Genomic DNA, 16,756 nt, shown 5'->3' with positions numbered 1-16,756 from the left:
CCTCTTTTCTTTCATGAAAGGAGATAACTATGCCTAAGATAACGATTTCATCTACCAGAGTCTATTATCATGAGTTATCCAATGATACTGCTCTCGCTATTCAAAATGATATATCACTCTATCAGTCAATGCTTCATAAGTCATATAGAGAACTCTATAATAACAATAGCATCAACTCCAGATATCTGAAGGATATCTATCATACCAATGACTACTTCCCTTTAAGTGCTATCAGTGAGGCTAAGGGAATACTGAAGTCACAGAAGACCTGGCATCATAAGTCTATATCAATGAAAAAGAAGAAGCTAAAGAAGATTGAAAAGAAGATTGATCAGGAAACAAAGTTTCTTAAACAGTATAAAATGACCAAGGCTACTCTTATAGCGCTTTCTAAAGCGATTGCACATGATGAAGCGCTTCCGCCTGTCTACAGATGCAGGGGTATGAAGTGGTACAGTTGTGATCCTCTTCACTGCTACTATAGAAATCAGTATATGCTTCTCTATATATTTGAGGTTCAGATACTGAATCCACTGATCAGGTCAACAGGACATAAATTAAAGCAGCTCAGATACAGAAGGACAAGGGTGCTTCATAAAATAGAAAAGCTTGAAAAGAGGATGAAGCAGATTCGTTTTCATAGAAACAGGTATATGAAGATAACCGGAAGAAGTCAGGGCAAATACTGCAACAATCTGTTCAAGTATGATCACGAAAAGAAGACAATGACCTATATCGATACCTATCAGAGAAGACATGCCTTTTCACTTGATTTTCCCTATCGCAGGGAAGAACTGATAAGAGTACTGAATCTGAAGCATGCCACAAAGGGGAAGGCAGTGTGCTATACCCTGAAGGATAAAGGTGATTACTTCATTGTCAGTGCAGCAATAGAACTTGATGTGAAGTATGAGGAATGCCTGTTTGAAATCACAGAAGGAACAGTTGGAATAGATATCAATAACGACAGGATATCATTAAGCGAGATAGACAGACATGGGAATCTGATATACTGTCGTGATATTCTTTTTGACCTTAGCAGTAAGACATCAAGTCAAAGAAAATGGATTATAGAGAACACAGTGAAACAGATTATCGGATACTGCAAAGAAGTCGGTAAGCCACTGATTATAGAGGAACTGAACTTTGAAAAGAAGAAAAAGGACTTTGAAGTGTACAATCAGAATAAGAAGTATCAGAGAATGCTAAGTGAATTCTCATATCGAAAGATCATTGAAAAGCTGTACAGTCGCTCATACAGGGAAAAGATAGGAATCAATGAAGTGAATCCGGCGTATACAAGTGTCATAGGGAAACTGAAATATGCCAGAGCGAAAGGAATCAGCATACATAAGGCAGCATCATATGTGATAGCCAGAAGAGGAATGGGATACAGTGAAAGACTGCCATTAAGGAAGTATCAGCAAATCAACAAGCCCCAACTTACAAGGTGGAGAAACTACAGTCAGCTAATTGCAGAATGAGTCATAAAAAAATAACCAGTTCATCATTATGTTTATGATATGAATCAGAGAAAGATTACATGGTCATAGTGAGAGAAATGGACTGGCTGTTGTATAAAAAGAACTATAGAACAGATTCTCGTCGTACTTACAGACAATGCGTTATCTGATAGACAGGGGGAAATGAGATATAGTTATATCCAGATGGCAAGAAACAATCTGGAGCCTGACTATAAGTCAGGTGGAATTATTGAAAATAATTCCTTTTCTTGATTGCATGTAAATTTAAATAAAGTTTATGTCAAGAAATCTAAAGAGAATGTAAAAGATTGTTAAGTGTTTGCAAGGTATATTGAAATGAGCAAGAAATGCCATTATGATACTGGTGACATGAATAAGGAGGGAAATTTCATGAATAAAAATGGTATTATTGCTTTAACATTATTATCAGCGATGGGTGTAACATCTACAACTTCTGTATTGAATTTTACAAATCCTATTGTCATGACACAAGCAAAGAGTACAAATACAGGAACTGTTGTAATGGATTCAAATACAGATTTTAGATATTTAGATACAGGTGCAGATCCAGCAGATGGAACTCAGGCAAAAGATAAATGGGGACAATATACAGGCTGGACACGTGCTTATAAAAACGGGGATAATGCATCTTTAAATGGTTATTATAATGATAATGACTGGCAGTATACAAAAGGTGAGTTTTCAACAGATGAGACAACATCTGGATATCAGTTAAATAAAGATTCTCAAGCTTATTTCTTTAGAGGAAGATTTCAAATTGATAAAGCTTCTGATATTAAAGGAATACATTTGAATTTTGATTATAAAGATGCTGTTATTGTTTATATTAATGGTCAGCAATTAACATCTTTAAATGTTCCTGATGAAGGATATCGAACAAATGGTGATGCTTCAGGAAGTCATAAAGATAATTTAGGATATGGTAGTCAAAAAACATATAGTGAAAAACAAACAGCTGATCTCTATTTTAGAGATATAAGTGATATGTTAGTTGATGGTGAAAATATTATTGCAATTGAGCTCCATAAAACAAATGCACAAAGTTCTGCTTATTTTAAAATGAATGAGTTATCAACAAATCCAGATGAAAATCTTTTACCACAAAGAGATGCACTTAAAGCAATTTCATTATCTGTTGGAAGAACATCTACTGAATTAAATCTTAACTGGTTTTCATTAGCTAAAGATGGCGGGACTGTTCAGTATGCAAAGAAATCTGATATGACAGGAAAAGAATTCCCAGTTGAAAAAGCCAAAACTGTAAATGCAAAAACATCTGAAGCTCAAGCAGAATCTTATTATGCTAATAAAGCAACACTTCAAAATTTACAAGCTAATACAGAATATGTTTATAGAGTAGGAAATCATGGAGAATGGTCAGATATTTATTCAACAACGACAAAATCAAATGATAAATTTAGTTTCTTATTTGCAGGAGATCCACAATTAGGATCATCAGGAGATTTAACTTCTGATAAAGATGGATGGAAAAATACTTTGAATTTAGTCAAAACAAATCCTTTATTTAAAGATGTTCATTTTATCCAAAATGCTGGAGATCATGTTGAAGCAGGTAAAAATGAATCACAATATGATGCTTATTTATCTAACTATGAAGGAAGTGTTGTGTATTCAACACCATTTGCTAATGCTGTTGGAAATCATGATTATAAAGGAACAGCATATAATGATCACTTCAATTTACCAAATGTGAGTCAATTAGGAGATAGTGGTGAAGGCAATGCTCAAGGTGATTACTATTATGTTTATAATAATACCTTAATGCTTGTTTTAAATTCTAATAATAGAAGTACAGCAGAACATGAAGAATTTATTCAAAATACAATTGAAAAAACAAAAAATAATAAAGATATTCAATGGAAAATTGTAGTCTTTCATCACTCTATTTATTCATCAGCATCACATGCAAGTGATACAGACATCCTAGATAGAAGAAGCACACTTGCACCAATGTTTAAAGAAATGGGAATTGATGTTGTTTTAATGGGACATGACCATGTTTATACAAGAAGTATGTTAATGGATGGCTTAACACCTATGAAAGAGGAATCATTTGATGATAAGGGTCAAGCAATAAGTGAAGTAACTGATCCAACAGGAATTACATATATTACTGCTAATTCAGCAAGTGGTAGTAAGTATTATGAATTTACTGATAAATTGCAAGGTGATTATATAGCAGTTAAAAATCAGGAACATGTTGCTAATATTACAAAACTCAATGTAAGTGATGGAGAATTAAAAATTGTGACTTATCGAACATCAGATATGTCTGTTGTAGATGAATTTACAATTCATAAAACATTAGATAAAAGTGATTTACAATTACTTATTAAAGAAGTTAAAGAACTAGATAAATCTCAGTATACTGAAGAATCATATGCAGTCTTACAAACAGCTTTAACAAGAGCAGAAGAGTTAATTGCAAAATCAGATATTAATCAAAAAGAGATAGATCAGGCATTAGCAGACTTACAATCAGCAAAAGCAAATCTGAAAACAAAAACAGTTGTCAATCCAAATGACAACAATCAAAAACCTAATGATAATAATCAAGATTTAACGCAAACTGAAAATCCTGATCATAAAACAGAAGATCCACAAAATATCACGAATCCTCAAAAGACACAAGTTCAAACAGCTGATAATACCTCATTAGTGACATGGTTAGCTGTGGCAGGTATTGCATCATTAGCGGGAGTAACAGTTTATATTACTCAAAAGAAACAAAAAGAAAATTAACTAATAACCTGTTTCATTTTTATGAAACAGGTTATTCAATAGGAGAGAATATGTTTAAAAAGATTAATAAATGCGATATTGTCCTTATTTTTATCACAATTATCTTTACAGTTATTGTATATGTATTTCAAAATCAAAATTCTATTAATGTCTCATTATATAATTCATCATCATTAGGTTATGCAAAAGCAACTGTTATTGAAGTTGTTGAAGATCAAACTCAGGAAGATGAACAAAATCCAGGTAGGTATTATGGAGTTCAAAATTTATATGTTGAAATATTAGAAGGAAGTCATCAAGGAAATAAAGTCTATATAGATAATTATTTATCTTCAACACATAATGTGAGATTACATACAGGACAAACATTCATTGCATGTGTTGATAATCCTAAAGATGCCAATTCATATATTTCTGTATATAATTATTATCGTACACCTTATATTTATGGTTTTATTGGATTATTAATTGTTCTTGTGATTATTGTTGGAAAATCAAAAGGTGTAAGAACAATTATCAGTTTAGGATTTACTTTTTATGCTATTATTGGATTATTGTTACCAATGATTTTTGCAGGCTATGCACCTATATTAACAACCATTATGATTATTATATTATCAATTGGATATACCTTATTTATGTTAAATGGAAATTCAGTAAAAACATGGGTTGCAACAATCGCTTCATCAATTGGTGTCATCTTAAGTGGAATTTGTTTTCAAATTATGGGAAATCTTATTTCGGTGTCAGGATTTAATACTGATCAGGCAGAAGCACTTATTTTAATATCACAACAGACAGGATTAAAAATTAGTGAAATATTATTTGCAGGTATTTTAATTTCATGTTTAGGAGCAGTAATGGATGTAGGAATGTCTATTGCTTCATCATTATATGAACTAAAGAGAGTCAACCCAGAAATAACAAAACATCAAATTTTTCAATCTGGCATCCACATTGGTAAAGATATGATTGGGACAATGTGTAATACTTTAATTTTAGCATTTACAGGAAGTTCTATGACTATTCTTGTGACATTTTTGGCTTATCAGATTCAATATAACCAGTTAATGAATTCAGACTTTATAGCAACTGAAATTGCTCAAGGTATTGCTGGAACAATTGGTATAGTATTAACTGTTCCTATTGGTGCTTTGATAAGTGCATATATGTATACACGTTATTGGCATAAAGAATTAAAATCTTAATTCATAAAAATAATTGTATATATTTACCAATTGTGTTCATACTCACTTATGAGGTGAAGCAAATGAAAAAAATAATTTTTGTTTTATTGGTAGGAATGTTATGTGTCAGTGTACAAGCTAAAAGTCAGGAACCAAAATATAAAATAATAGCCAATTCTAATCAGGAGTCTGATATTAAAGAAATGTATAAAATAAAAGATCAGCTTCTATTAGATTTTAAACAATGGGTTAAAGGTGTTGATAATAAAGATCAAGTTTTAGCAGACCATCAAAGTGATTATCATGCTACATTTAAACAAGGAGTTTATAAAATTATTTTAGGTGAAGGTAAGGGAAAAACTTTAAGTGGTGAATTAAAAGTTAATTATTGTGAATCTACTGAGGATATTGAAACAAAATCTTTTCTCTTTGACTGGCTTTTTTAACATTCAATTCATAATCAGGGGTGATAATGAATGAAGGAGGCTAAGTTATGAAGAAAATATATACAAATGGAACAATAGTGACTTTAGAAGATATGAGTGGTGATTCATTAGTTGAAGAAAATGGTAAGATAATAGCAATCGATAATTATCATAAAATTTATCAGAAAGATATGAAGATTGTTGATTTACAAGGAAAAACTTTAATTCCAGCATTTATTGATAGTCATAGTCATATCAGTGGCTATGCTTCTGCTTTTTTACAAGTTTCTTTAGATAATTGTCAATCCATTGTGGATGTTCAACAACAGATAGAAAAATATATCCAAGAAAATAATATAAAAGATCATCAATGGATTATGTGTAAAGGATATGATCAACATCGTTTAATTGAAAAACGACATATAACAAAATTAGAATTAGATGAAGTATCAAAACAACATCCTATTGTTGTTCAACATCAAACAGGACATTGTGGTATTATGAATAGTCTTGCATTAGAAATATTAGGTATTGAGAAAACAACAAAAAGTCCAGCAGGAGGACAAATCAATTATCAAGAAGGTTTTTTAGAAGAAAATGCTTTCGCTTTATACCTTCAAAAAGTTCCAATGCCTTCATTAGATTTGTTAAAGAAAGCTTACTTACATGCTCAACAAGAATATGCTCGTTTTGGTATCACTACTGTACAAGATGGAATGTTAGTCAAACCACTACTTCCTATTTATAAAGCTTTATTAAAAGATAAGATCTTTTATTTAGATATTGTTGGCTATCCAGGATTTGATGTTCCTGAATATATGCAAGAATTGAAAGAACATGTTAAACAATATAAAGATCATTTTAAAATAGGTGGATATAAAATGTTTTTAGATGGTTCACCCCAAAATAAAACAGCATGGGTTATAGATCCTTATACAGATGGAAGTTACGGATATCCAACATTAACAGATCAGCAAATTCAAGATAATCTTAAAAAAGCGATTGATGAAGATATACAGGTATTAGCTCATTGTAATGGAGACCAAGCTATTTCACATTATATGAATCAATATCAAATAGTCAAAAAGCAAGATATTAGGCCTGTCATTATTCATGCCCAAATGATGAGACCTTCACAGATGAACCAAGTAAAAGAACTTGCTATGTTACCATCATTCTTCTTATCACATGTTTACTATTTTGGTGATATTCATAAAGAAAATATGGGAGTTCAAAGAGCACAATATATTAGTCCTTTACATTCAGCATTAGAACATGATTTACGTTTTACACTTCATACAGATGCGCCGGTTATTCAACCTAACATGATAGAAAGTTTACATATTGCTGTTAATAGAAAAACAAAAAATGGTGATATTTTAGGTCAAAATGAGTGTATTCAACCTATTGATGCACTAAAAGCTTTAACTATAAATGGGGCTTATCAATACCATGAAGAAAATCAAAAGGGATCATTAAAAGTAGGTAAAAATGCAGATATGGTTATATTAAGTGATAATCCATTAACAATAGATAAAAAACACATCAAAGATATAAAAGTATTAAAAACAATTAAAGATGGTATAACAGTATATGAAGGATAATCTGGTTTTAACAGATTATCCTTATTTTCATTATTGTAGAAAAAAGAAATGAGACTAGGTTTCATTTCTTTTTGGAATCATTAATCTTAATATAAAGTTTTCATTCTCATTATCCATTTTTAATAGACCTTGATATCTATGGATAATCTGTTGAATTTCTGATTGGTTAAAATGACTTTGATTATTTATACAAGTATACTGTAACGTTAGTAAAAAATATTCTAAGGAACTGGATGAAAATATTGATATTTCCTTACGATATGTAGATGAACAGTAAAGAACTGCCTGTTTCATAAAACTATTAAAAATAGATTGAAGATCATCTTCATTAATCGGATTTTCTTCTTTGTTTTCTCCAATAACAATATGAATATTATTATTAATGATGTTTTCATAATAATCAATTAATACAGAATTAAGAATATCATTCTTTAAATCATGAAATAAATTATATTGACTTAAGATAGAACTATACAAATGAATAGCATCAAGACTTTGTTCATAATTCTTTTCATTGATATTTGTTTCCAAAAAAGAGAAAACATATTTCATATCATGTTTCCATCTTTCCAGATGTAAAACATTGTTTTGGTTAATTTGACGGATTTTATCACTGTTTTGTCTTTGTAATTCTCTTTTCTGTAATTTTAATAATTCTTTCTGTTCCTTCTGAGATTCAAAGAAAATAAAACAAAGATAGAGAGTCAATACATTAATTAAAATAATAATACTTATCATATAGTTATTAAATACCTCGTCATAATAAATATAATCAATACAAAGACAATATAAAACATCCAGTAAAAAGAAGGAAGTTAAAACGGAATACAGCTTTTTAGTTTTGATAGATAATATTTCTGTTTTATTGATAAAGTAATAAGCTAATACAAGAAGAATTATACTAATTGTCTTAACAATAATAACTAAAGCAATATAAACATATTCTTCTTTAAATGGTGAAGAAGAAAAAGTTAAAGAAATGAGCATTCCCAATGTCGTTGATATATTGACAATGACATTAATAAGTAATATTAAAAATATATTTTGAATAACATGATTTTTATTAAGAAAACAAGTGTATAAGTAAATAATAATTGTTGAAGTAACTGTTGATGACATTTCAGGAAGGGCATAATAATTATGGATAGTTGTATTGATTGCTTTTAATGAAACAAATAATAATAAAGGTACAATACCTTTTCTTTTGTGAAAGAGATAATATATAAAATAAAATGAAATAAAAGCTTCTATAAAGTTAGTGACAATATCAAATGTTCCCATAATTTTTATACTCCTCATATTTAATTTTAAAAGCTTTTCTCTTTCTATAAGCTATTTGAAATTCCTTTCCATTATCAAGCAAAACTGTTTTAAAATTTGTAGATTTAATATAATTCATATTAATTAAAGTAGATTGAGAAATAAGAAAAAAGTTATATTTTGTTAACTGTTCTGCTAAATGTTTTAATGTCTTCCAGTATATATAGTTAAGATCTTTATAGTCATGAACAGTAACAATATCATCGATTATATCAATATAAGTAATATGATTGATAGGAATATAATCCTGAACATTTGATATTTTGATTGTGTGAGCTAATAAATCATCAATTAGTAATCTTAAAGTATGAAAAGCACTTTTTTCAAAATCATTTTTATGAATAAAGTTAAAAGGACGGTAATCGAAAACATCTTTCATAAAATTATCATCTGATGTCATAAAGATAATTTTTGGAGTATTTTTCTTTTTTATTTTACTGGCAAATTCTAATCCATTAAGATGAGGCATTTTAATATCTAAAAAAATAGCATCATAATATTGATCAAATGGAAAATCTTCGCTATTTGTATATACGTCACAGTGATAATCTACATCTCTATAATTTAAACAATATTGTTCTATATAATTTTTCATTTTATCAATATCTAATTGAGAATTATCGACTATTGCAAAGTGAAACATATTATCGCCTCCTATGCTTATATTATATAAAGAATGAAAAAACATTGGAATAAAAACATGCAATTTATTAAAAATGCTGACGAATTCTAGGTCAAACATAACGAATTCCAGAAAATATAGTTTAAGATTTAATTATGTAGTATAATGAAATTAAGAAAAAGGGATGATAAGAATAATGCTTTAAATTTATACAGAGGAGATAAAGCATATGATAACACTTAAAGATTTTGAACTTATACTTGGTAAAAAAGAAATATTTAAAAATAGTTATTTTCAAGCTTATCCTCATCAATTGACATTAATCAAAGGTGAGAGTGGGAGTGGAAAGACAAGTTTATTAAAATGTTTAAATTTGGATTATTCTTTTAAAGGACGATATGTTTATGATGAAATTGATATTTCAATGCTAAGTGATGATGAGAAGAAAAAGTATAAACAAACTCATATTTGTATGGTTGAACAATTACCTTCATTTATTAATGATTTAACCATAGAAGCTCATTATCAGCTTTATAATAAAAATTATCTTGCATATGATCAATATGATTCAATCAATTTATTACAAATCAATAATTTAATGAAGGAATATCCTCATCAGTTATCCGAAGGAGAAAAGAAACGTGTTGCCATTTCTTTAGCGTTATTACGAGATACACCTGTTCTCATTATTGATGAACCAACAGCTTCATTAAACGAAGAAATGAGTGAAATTATAGCAAAACTTTTACACGAATATGCTCAAAAAGGACATACGGTTATTATTTCAAGTCATGATTTGAAGTTACAGAATTATTCAGATGCTATTTATAATATTGATAATTTGAAATTAAATCTTATATTTCAAAATAAAGAAACAAGCACTATATCAAAAAATGAAATTAAAAAAATACAATTTTCAAATAATAACTATTTTATGATGTTTAAACATTATATAAGCCACAAAAAACTCAGTTTTATAATGAATGTGATACTTATTTCTTTTGTTGGTTTGAGTTGTATATTTAATAATACAGTTATATCTGTTCATAAAAGTATTATCAATAATCTTTCTTCAAAACAAGTTATTGTTTATAAATCAAATAATAAACAATTATTTGATTATAGTTATAATGGCTTTGAATACCCAATCACAACAGAAGAAACTGAAAAGTTAAAGTCAATTGATCATGTTAAAGCTATACATTGGAAATATGATACAAGTATTGTTAATGGTTTGAATGAAAATGGTGGTTTCTTTTCTGGTGAAAGTGAAGTAGAACCAACAAATGAAAAAATAAAAGTATTTGATAATGATCAACTTCTTTATACAGGTTTAAAGGATTATGAAAGTGTTATTCCTAATATTATTATGAGTTCATTTGATGATTCTGAAAATGAAAATATTGAATTTGCATCTCAAAAGAATAAACAAGGAATTTATTTATCAAAATATCTTGCTGAAAAAATAACAGACAATGTTGAAGAATTAATAGATAAGACAATTCAAATACCAGTATTTATTCCATCAGTGGATATGGATGGTATTTCGTTTCAAACAACAGAAAGTGGCGAAGAATATGCAGGTAATACAGTGGGAGCAAAGAAAATCGAATTACAGTTACCTATTGTTGGCATAACAAAAGCAGATAGTCTTTATGATATTGATAAGGATTCAGGATTTATTTATAGATATTTTGTTTCGCAATCTATTTTAGAAGAATATAGAAAAGAAAACAGTAGTGAAGAAAGTTATTATAAGTATTTTGTATTAATTGATGATAAGATGGAGACATTTATTAACGAAGTTCCTGAAGAAAAAAAACAATATGTCACACAAAAAATAAAATATACATCATGGAAACCAAATTGTTATGTATTGGAAATAGATGATCTTACTTATTTAAGTGATGTTATGAATGCTGTTAATGAGATAGGTTTAAATGCTAAACATATTTATCTTAATTCAAAATCTTTACAAGAATCAGTCCAAAGTATGCAAAGGATTATTCAACTTGTTGGAGGATGCTTATTAGCTTTGTTACTTATTACACAGTATCATCATAAGAAACAGAAGTTATCAGAAGAAAATGAAATGAGAACATATTTAAGAAATATGGGATTGACTGAGCAGAATATCAGAAGAATTTTTATGAATAAGTATCTTTTGTATACACTATTATATAGCATCATTTGTATCATAGGAATGATTATTGAAACAATCGTACTTAATCAATTAATGTATGGTAAAACTCAATTAACATTTATTTCATTTTTCATGATTATATTTATTGTTTTGATTATAGAACTGGTCTATCCACTTATAGTGAAAAGAAGGGATAAATAATGCTGAAAATACAAAACTTGAATATATCGTATCAAAGAAAAATATTAGAAAATGTAGAATTTGTTGCCAAGTGTGGAGAAGTAACACTTATTTGTGGAGAAAGTGGTTCTGGAAAGACAGCATTATTGTATAGATTGGCTTTATTGGTTAAACAAAAAGATTATCAGTATAGTTTAGATAATCATTTGATTTCATTATCAAATCAGCAATTAAAGGCTCATTTAAGAAGATATCACATTTCTTATGTTTTACAAGATTCTATGTTAATTGATTACTATAATGTGAAAGAGAATATTAATCATTATGCTCAAATGGTACAAAAACAATTTAGTGATCGAGATATTCAAAACTTATTTCATCAAGTACATTTAAATGTTCCATTAGATCAATCAATTGATACTTTATCTGGTGGTGAAAGACAACGATTAGCAATAGCTTGTGCATTAGCCAAAGATAGTGAAGTGATTATATTAGATGAACCAACAAGTTATTTGGATTCACAAAATGAAGAGAAAATTCTTATGTTAATCAGGCAGTTGGCAAAAGAACAGAAGAAATGCATTATTTTAGCAAGTCATAGTCTTAAAGCAAAAGAATATGCTGATAGTATTTATCAAATTCAAAATTTACATTTAAATTGTGTTCATCATTCTTTAAATCAGGATCATAAGCAATTGATTCTGCATAAATCTCAATCAGATTTAAAATTTCTAAACAGTTATGTCAAAAGATATTTTCATGTTTTTAAGAAAAAACAAAGAAATATGATTTTGATAATGGCAACATCTTTTATCATGATATTTTCTGTTATAACAGGTATTCATTATTATCAGAAAACAAGCACCAATCATTTGTTAGCATTATCTGATAATCAAGTATATATAACCAGTCAAAGTAATGGTCAGCATATTCAAGCAACAAATCAAATTATGGATAATCAAATTTTAGATTCTATTTCTGCTGATAAAGTTTATCCATATATTTATTCAAAAATGACTTTATGGAATCAGACAATAGATGTTTTACCTTATTTTGAAGAAAATAAAATAACAGACAAATTAGAATATCAATATCATTTGTTAGATAAAGAAGCCATTATATTAAGTTATGATGTTTATCAATTAATGAAAAGAAATTATCTTTCAACCAACTATTTTGATGGTGAAATAGATATTCGAATAGAAAATGAAAATAATCCTTATTGGATAACAAAAACAATGAATCAAAATATAAAAGGTGTTTTAAATGAGGGTGAAATCAATCATTATACAACAAATAAATATTGTATATATGTTCCCTATGAGATATTAATGAGGATTTATCAAGAACAAACCAATGATAATAAGTTTATTGGTTATACACTATTTTCAAAAAATCTTGAAACTCATCTCAAGTTAGTAGAAAAATTGAATCAAATGGATCAATTATCTATTAATGATGATTTTCAAAATACAACTGTCCTTAATGAGATAAATGCTCATACAGAAAAAATGAAACAACTATTTATTCCTATCATTATTATAGGAACGATATATATAACCGTTATGATGTCTTTGCGTCATTTTCAGTCACGTCAAAAAGAATTTGTTTTATCATTGATTAATGGATTAAGTAATAAAGATATAATGAAAATAGTTATTATTGAAACCTTTTATCAAATTCTTATTGCAATTTTCTTATTTATTATTGTATCAATAATTATTATCTGTCTTTTTTCAATAGACAAAAATATGATTTATCAAAATATCATTTGGCTTATTGTAGAAATAAGTTTATTAATGATTTGTATTTTTATTATAAATGGTATACAGATAAGAAATCTGTCTATTGAGGACGTTTTAAGAAATGAATAATATTCCTAAAAGCAATACGGGAATTTTATTTGTTTTGTGATAATGAGGTGTAGTATATAACATCAATATTCAAGAATAAAAAATGTTTCTTTATTGACATATATAAAACTGTAGAAATGAAATAATTTCTACAGTTTTTGGATACATTCATTATTAATAAGGAAATAGAATAAATTCTTTGTGGTTGATAGATGTGGAAAATCATATTTTCATTTGTTTGTTTTGTTAAAAGTGGTAGGATAGATATTAAGGAGGGATACAATGAAACAAGTTAAATATCAAATAGAAGATAGTCAACAAAATATTATTTATCCTATTTTTAAGGATCAGGAGATTTGTTCGCATGTATGTGAAAGATTAGGGTATGATTTAAATCAAATTGTTAATAAAGAATTAGGTCAGGTAACGAAGATACATACATTAGGGCATTATTCATTTGATAGTATTTATTTTATTGGGTTAGGAGCATCTCAATATATTAATACTTTTAAATTAAGAAAAGCTTTTAGTAAAATTTCTAGAGAAGTAGAAGAATGTATTTATTTTGATGCTATGCATGCAGTTACAGAAACTATTGATATCCATCAAATAACAAGATTATTTGTAGAAAGTTATATGCTTTCTAAGTATCAAGAAGCTAAGATTGGACATGATTCAAAAGAAATCATGGATGTTGATATTATGTCTATGGATGATAATATTGAAGATGATATTCATGAAGGGATTGCATATGGAACAGGAATTAATTATGCTAGACAATTAGCTGATAAACCAGCTAATTATATGAATCCTTGTGATCTTGTAAAAGAAGCAAAAACTTTAGCAAGTCAATATGGTATGGAATGTACAATATTAGATAAAGATACATTAGAAGAAATGAAAGCAGGAGGAATATTATCAGTTAATCAGGGGAGTCATATTCCAGCATATTTAATATGTTTAAAATATTCAAAAACAGATGAACCATATACAGCAATTGTCGGAAAAGGCATTACTTTTGATTCGGGTGGATATAACTTAAAAGGTAATAGTTATGGAATGAAGTATGATATGTGTGGAGCAGCAGATGTACTAGGAATTATGAAAATTCTTGCTGAAACAAATGCTAATGTGAATGTTTACGGGATTATTCCAACAACTGAAAATTTAGTAAGTGATAGAGCATATAAACCTCAAGATGTTATTACAACATTGTCAGGTAAAACGGTTGAAATTGTAAGTACTGATGCTGAGGGAAGATTAATATTATGTGATGCATTAACTTATGCCCAACAATTAGGTGTTAAACGAATTATTGATTTAGCAACTTTAACAGGAGCCTGTGTTAGTGCTTTAGGCGATGTTTATACAGGTGTTTTTGCAAATAATGATGCATTTTATTACCAATTTTCTAAGGCTATGAATGATTCTGATGAAAAAGGTTGGCGTTTACCAATGGATGAAGAATATTTTGCAAAATTAAAATCATCTAGTGCTGATTTTAAAAATTCAGTTGGAAAACCAGGAGCTGGAGCAAGTGTCGCTGCGAATTTCCTTGAAGCATTTATTGAAAAAGATGTAGAGTGGATTCACTTGGATATTGCTGGAACTGCAGATAATAATGGCACTGGAGCAACTGGAACAATGATAAGAAGTATAGTGAATATGTTAAAAGGAGATTGAATTCAATCTCCTTTGTTGTTAATGAACATATTGACTCATAAATTCTATAATTGTTTTTTCACATAACTCTTGATTCACAAGATAACTTTGAGCATGTTTTGCACCTTCAACAATCAGTAAATCTTTATCAGCAGCACAGGCATTATAAAGATCATAAACCATATAAGTTGGAACAAAATCATCTTGATCACCATGAATGAATAATGTTGGTGTTTTTGATTTCTTAACTTGATTAATTGTTGAAGCTTCTTTAAAACTATAACCAACACGTTTTTTACTTAAAAGTGTCGCTGTTGGCAAAATAAGTGCAGGTGGAATATGAGCTTGTTTTAATTCATGTTCAAATTCATCTAAAACACTTGTAAATCCACAATCAGAAATAATACATTTGACATCACTTGGCAATTCTTCACCACTAGCCATCAAGACAGTTGCACTTCCCATAGATATACCATGTAAAACAATTTGTAAATCTTTATCAAAATATTCTTTCATCTTATGAATCCATTGAATACAATCCAATCTATCTAACCATCCAAAACCAATATATGTTCCTTCACTTTCTCCGTGAGCACGATTATCAGGCATGAGAATATGGAAACCTAAATCATGATAAAATTTAATATAATAAGCATATTCCTTTAAATTATAAGAACGATATCCATGAACTGCAATAAGAACTTTATCAGTATCAAGATCTGATTTTAAAAGTTTTGCTTTTAATTTCAAACCATCATGAGAAGTGATTTCCAAGTCCTCAAAATGCTGTTGTTTTAACCAAGGCAAATTCTTTTCGATATGTGGATCAACAGAATCATCTTTTTTCTTTTTTGGAGCTCTTTTCTTACATGCTAAATCAATAGCAGTGACACTCGCAAAACCAACCATTGCACCAGTTAAGATTGCTGCCGTTGCTAAAGTTTTCTTTTTCATTTCTATCACATTCCTTTCATATGTTCTTATCATATCACAAATGAATAATGATTGTGATATTTTTCAGAACTTTTCTAAAAACTTTCAGAAACAAATAAGTGAATATATTCACAAAAATTCCATATTTATGGTATATAATATAAGTATAAGGATATATGCTGAGGGGACAAACATATATAATTTATAAAAGACATTTCATTTAGGGAGTTAGTATTTATTGATAAATATCTTCTTTTTGTAATGTCTTTTATATTTATAATAAAATAATGAAAGAGGAGGTTATGAGTCTTATGAAAAGAGTTATTGAGTATTTTATATTGGGTGTTTTGATGATTGGCGTTAGTTCAATGTTGTCAGGAACAAGTGTATCGAGTATTTCTAGTGTTTTTTCATGGAGTGGAATACTTGTTCTTATTGTCGGAGAGATATTGTTTGTTTATAAAAGCATTATGAAAGTTTATCATATGTATCAAGATTTCATTTCACATAGATAAATAAAATATAACTACACAGCATCTTTACTTCAAGTAAAAAAACT

The 16,756-nt window shown here is 28.4% G+C and carries 12 protein-coding genes; 9 read left to right on the top strand and 3 right to left on the bottom strand.

Annotated elements, in window-relative coordinates; genetic code table 11:
- Window positions 1-29: 29 nt before the first annotated feature.
- The 5 genes from BN1865_RS09045 to BN1865_RS09025 all read left to right on the top strand — a co-directional run bounded on the left by BN1865_RS09045 (window position 30) and on the right by BN1865_RS09025 (window position 7,484).
- Window positions 30-1,484 (top strand): IS200/IS605 family accessory protein TnpB-related protein, encoded by a 1,455-nt coding sequence (locus tag BN1865_RS09045; protein ID WP_050636943.1) that lies wholly within the window; start codon window positions 30-32, stop codon window positions 1,482-1,484.
- 390 nt (window positions 1,485-1,874) lie between these two features.
- Window positions 1,875-4,268 (top strand): purple acid phosphatase family protein, encoded by a 2,394-nt coding sequence (locus tag BN1865_RS09040; protein ID WP_050636942.1) that lies wholly within the window; start codon window positions 1,875-1,877, stop codon window positions 4,266-4,268.
- Between the two features lie 50 nt (window positions 4,269-4,318).
- The gene (locus BN1865_RS09035) at window positions 4,319-5,476 is read left to right on the top strand and encodes a YibE/F family protein (RefSeq protein WP_050636941.1); all 1,158 of its coding nucleotides are present in this window, start codon (window positions 4,319-4,321) and stop codon (window positions 5,474-5,476) included.
- 62 nt (window positions 5,477-5,538) lie between these two features.
- A complete protein-coding gene (locus tag BN1865_RS09030) occupies window positions 5,539-5,901 on the top strand; it encodes a hypothetical protein (RefSeq protein ID WP_050636940.1) in 363 nt (120 codons plus the stop codon).
- Window positions 5,902-5,948: 47 nt separating this feature from the next.
- On the top strand, window positions 5,949-7,484 hold the full coding sequence (locus BN1865_RS09025) for an amidohydrolase (protein ID WP_050636939.1): 1,536 nt from the start codon (window positions 5,949-5,951) through the stop codon (window positions 7,482-7,484).
- A gap of 54 nt (window positions 7,485-7,538) precedes the next feature.
- Here the strand turns inward: BN1865_RS09025 and BN1865_RS09020 are convergent, their stop codons facing one another.
- Window positions 7,539-8,765, bottom strand: a complete 1,227-nt coding sequence (locus tag BN1865_RS09020) for a hypothetical protein (protein WP_050636938.1) — start codon at window positions 8,763-8,765, stop codon at window positions 7,539-7,541.
- Window positions 8,752-9,447 (bottom strand): LytR/AlgR family response regulator transcription factor, encoded by a 696-nt coding sequence (locus tag BN1865_RS09015; protein ID WP_050636937.1) that lies wholly within the window; start codon window positions 9,445-9,447, stop codon window positions 8,752-8,754. The genes BN1865_RS09020 and BN1865_RS09015 overlap by 14 nt, the downstream gene beginning before the upstream one ends.
- A gap of 208 nt (window positions 9,448-9,655) precedes the next feature.
- Here BN1865_RS09015 and BN1865_RS09010 point away from each other — a divergent pair, with 208 nt between their 5' ends.
- The 3 genes from BN1865_RS09010 (at window position 9,656) to BN1865_RS09000 (ending at window position 15,285) form a co-directional block, all read left to right on the top strand.
- Window positions 9,656-11,770, top strand: a complete 2,115-nt coding sequence (locus BN1865_RS09010; protein WP_050636936.1) for an ATP-binding cassette domain-containing protein — start codon at window positions 9,656-9,658, stop codon at window positions 11,768-11,770.
- The gene (locus BN1865_RS09005) at window positions 11,770-13,623 is read left to right on the top strand and encodes an ABC transporter ATP-binding protein (RefSeq protein ID WP_050636935.1); all 1,854 of its coding nucleotides are present in this window, start codon (window positions 11,770-11,772) and stop codon (window positions 13,621-13,623) included. Before BN1865_RS09010 ends, BN1865_RS09005 begins: the two co-directional genes overlap by 1 nt.
- 261 nt (window positions 13,624-13,884) lie before the next feature.
- Window positions 13,885-15,285: a leucyl aminopeptidase family protein gene (locus tag BN1865_RS09000; protein WP_050636934.1), complete on the top strand. Its 1,401-nt coding sequence runs from the start codon at window positions 13,885-13,887 to the stop codon at window positions 15,283-15,285.
- A gap of 18 nt (window positions 15,286-15,303) precedes the next feature.
- Here BN1865_RS09000 and BN1865_RS08995 read toward each other — a convergent pair whose 3' ends face one another.
- Entirely contained in the window at window positions 15,304-16,218 is a 915-nt protein-coding gene (locus BN1865_RS08995) for an alpha/beta hydrolase (protein WP_232780364.1), read from the bottom strand.
- 290 nt (window positions 16,219-16,508) lie between these two features.
- Here BN1865_RS08995 and BN1865_RS08990 point away from each other — a divergent pair, with 290 nt between their 5' ends.
- Window positions 16,509-16,712 carry a hypothetical protein gene (locus BN1865_RS08990; protein ID WP_050636932.1) on the top strand — a complete coding sequence of 68 codons (204 nt, stop codon included), beginning with the start codon at window positions 16,509-16,511 and terminating at the stop codon, window positions 16,710-16,712.
- The last annotated feature ends 44 nt before the right edge of the window (window positions 16,713-16,756 follow it).

Origin of the sequence: Candidatus Stoquefichus sp. SB1, from assembly GCF_001244545.1 — a bacterium.
In the GTDB taxonomy this organism is placed as follows: Bacteria; Bacillota_I; Bacilli_A; order Erysipelotrichales; family Coprobacillaceae; genus Stoquefichus.
This window is presented reverse-complemented; position numbering and strand designations above follow the sequence as displayed.

Bases quoted from the DNA above. Each gene is read 5' to 3' on its own strand.
- BN1865_RS09020 (WP_050636938.1), bottom strand. From the start codon at position 8,765: ATGGGAACATTTGATATTGTCACTAACTTTATAGAAGCTTTTATTTCA.
- BN1865_RS09035 (WP_050636941.1), top strand. From the start codon at position 4,319: ATGTTTAAAAAGATTAATAAATGCGATATTGTCCTTATTTTTATCACA.
- BN1865_RS09045 (WP_050636943.1), top strand. From the start codon at position 30: ATGCCTAAGATAACGATTTCATCTACCAGAGTCTATTATCATGAGTTA.
- BN1865_RS09005 (WP_050636935.1), top strand. From the start codon at position 11,770: ATGCTGAAAATACAAAACTTGAATATATCGTATCAAAGAAAAATATTA.
- BN1865_RS09040 (WP_050636942.1), top strand. From the start codon at position 1,875: ATGAATAAAAATGGTATTATTGCTTTAACATTATTATCAGCGATGGGT.
- BN1865_RS09025 (WP_050636939.1), top strand. From the start codon at position 5,949: ATGAAGAAAATATATACAAATGGAACAATAGTGACTTTAGAAGATATG.
- BN1865_RS08995 (WP_232780364.1), bottom strand. From the start codon at position 16,218: ATGAAAAAGAAAACTTTAGCAACGGCAGCAATCTTAACTGGTGCAATG.
- BN1865_RS09015 (WP_050636937.1), bottom strand. From the start codon at position 9,447: ATGTTTCACTTTGCAATAGTCGATAATTCTCAATTAGATATTGATAAA.
- BN1865_RS09030 (WP_050636940.1), top strand. From the start codon at position 5,539: ATGAAAAAAATAATTTTTGTTTTATTGGTAGGAATGTTATGTGTCAGT.
- BN1865_RS08990 (WP_050636932.1), top strand. From the start codon at position 16,509: ATGAAAAGAGTTATTGAGTATTTTATATTGGGTGTTTTGATGATTGGC.
- BN1865_RS09010 (WP_050636936.1), top strand. From the start codon at position 9,656: ATGATAACACTTAAAGATTTTGAACTTATACTTGGTAAAAAAGAAATA.
- BN1865_RS09000 (WP_050636934.1), top strand. From the start codon at position 13,885: ATGAAACAAGTTAAATATCAAATAGAAGATAGTCAACAAAATATTATT.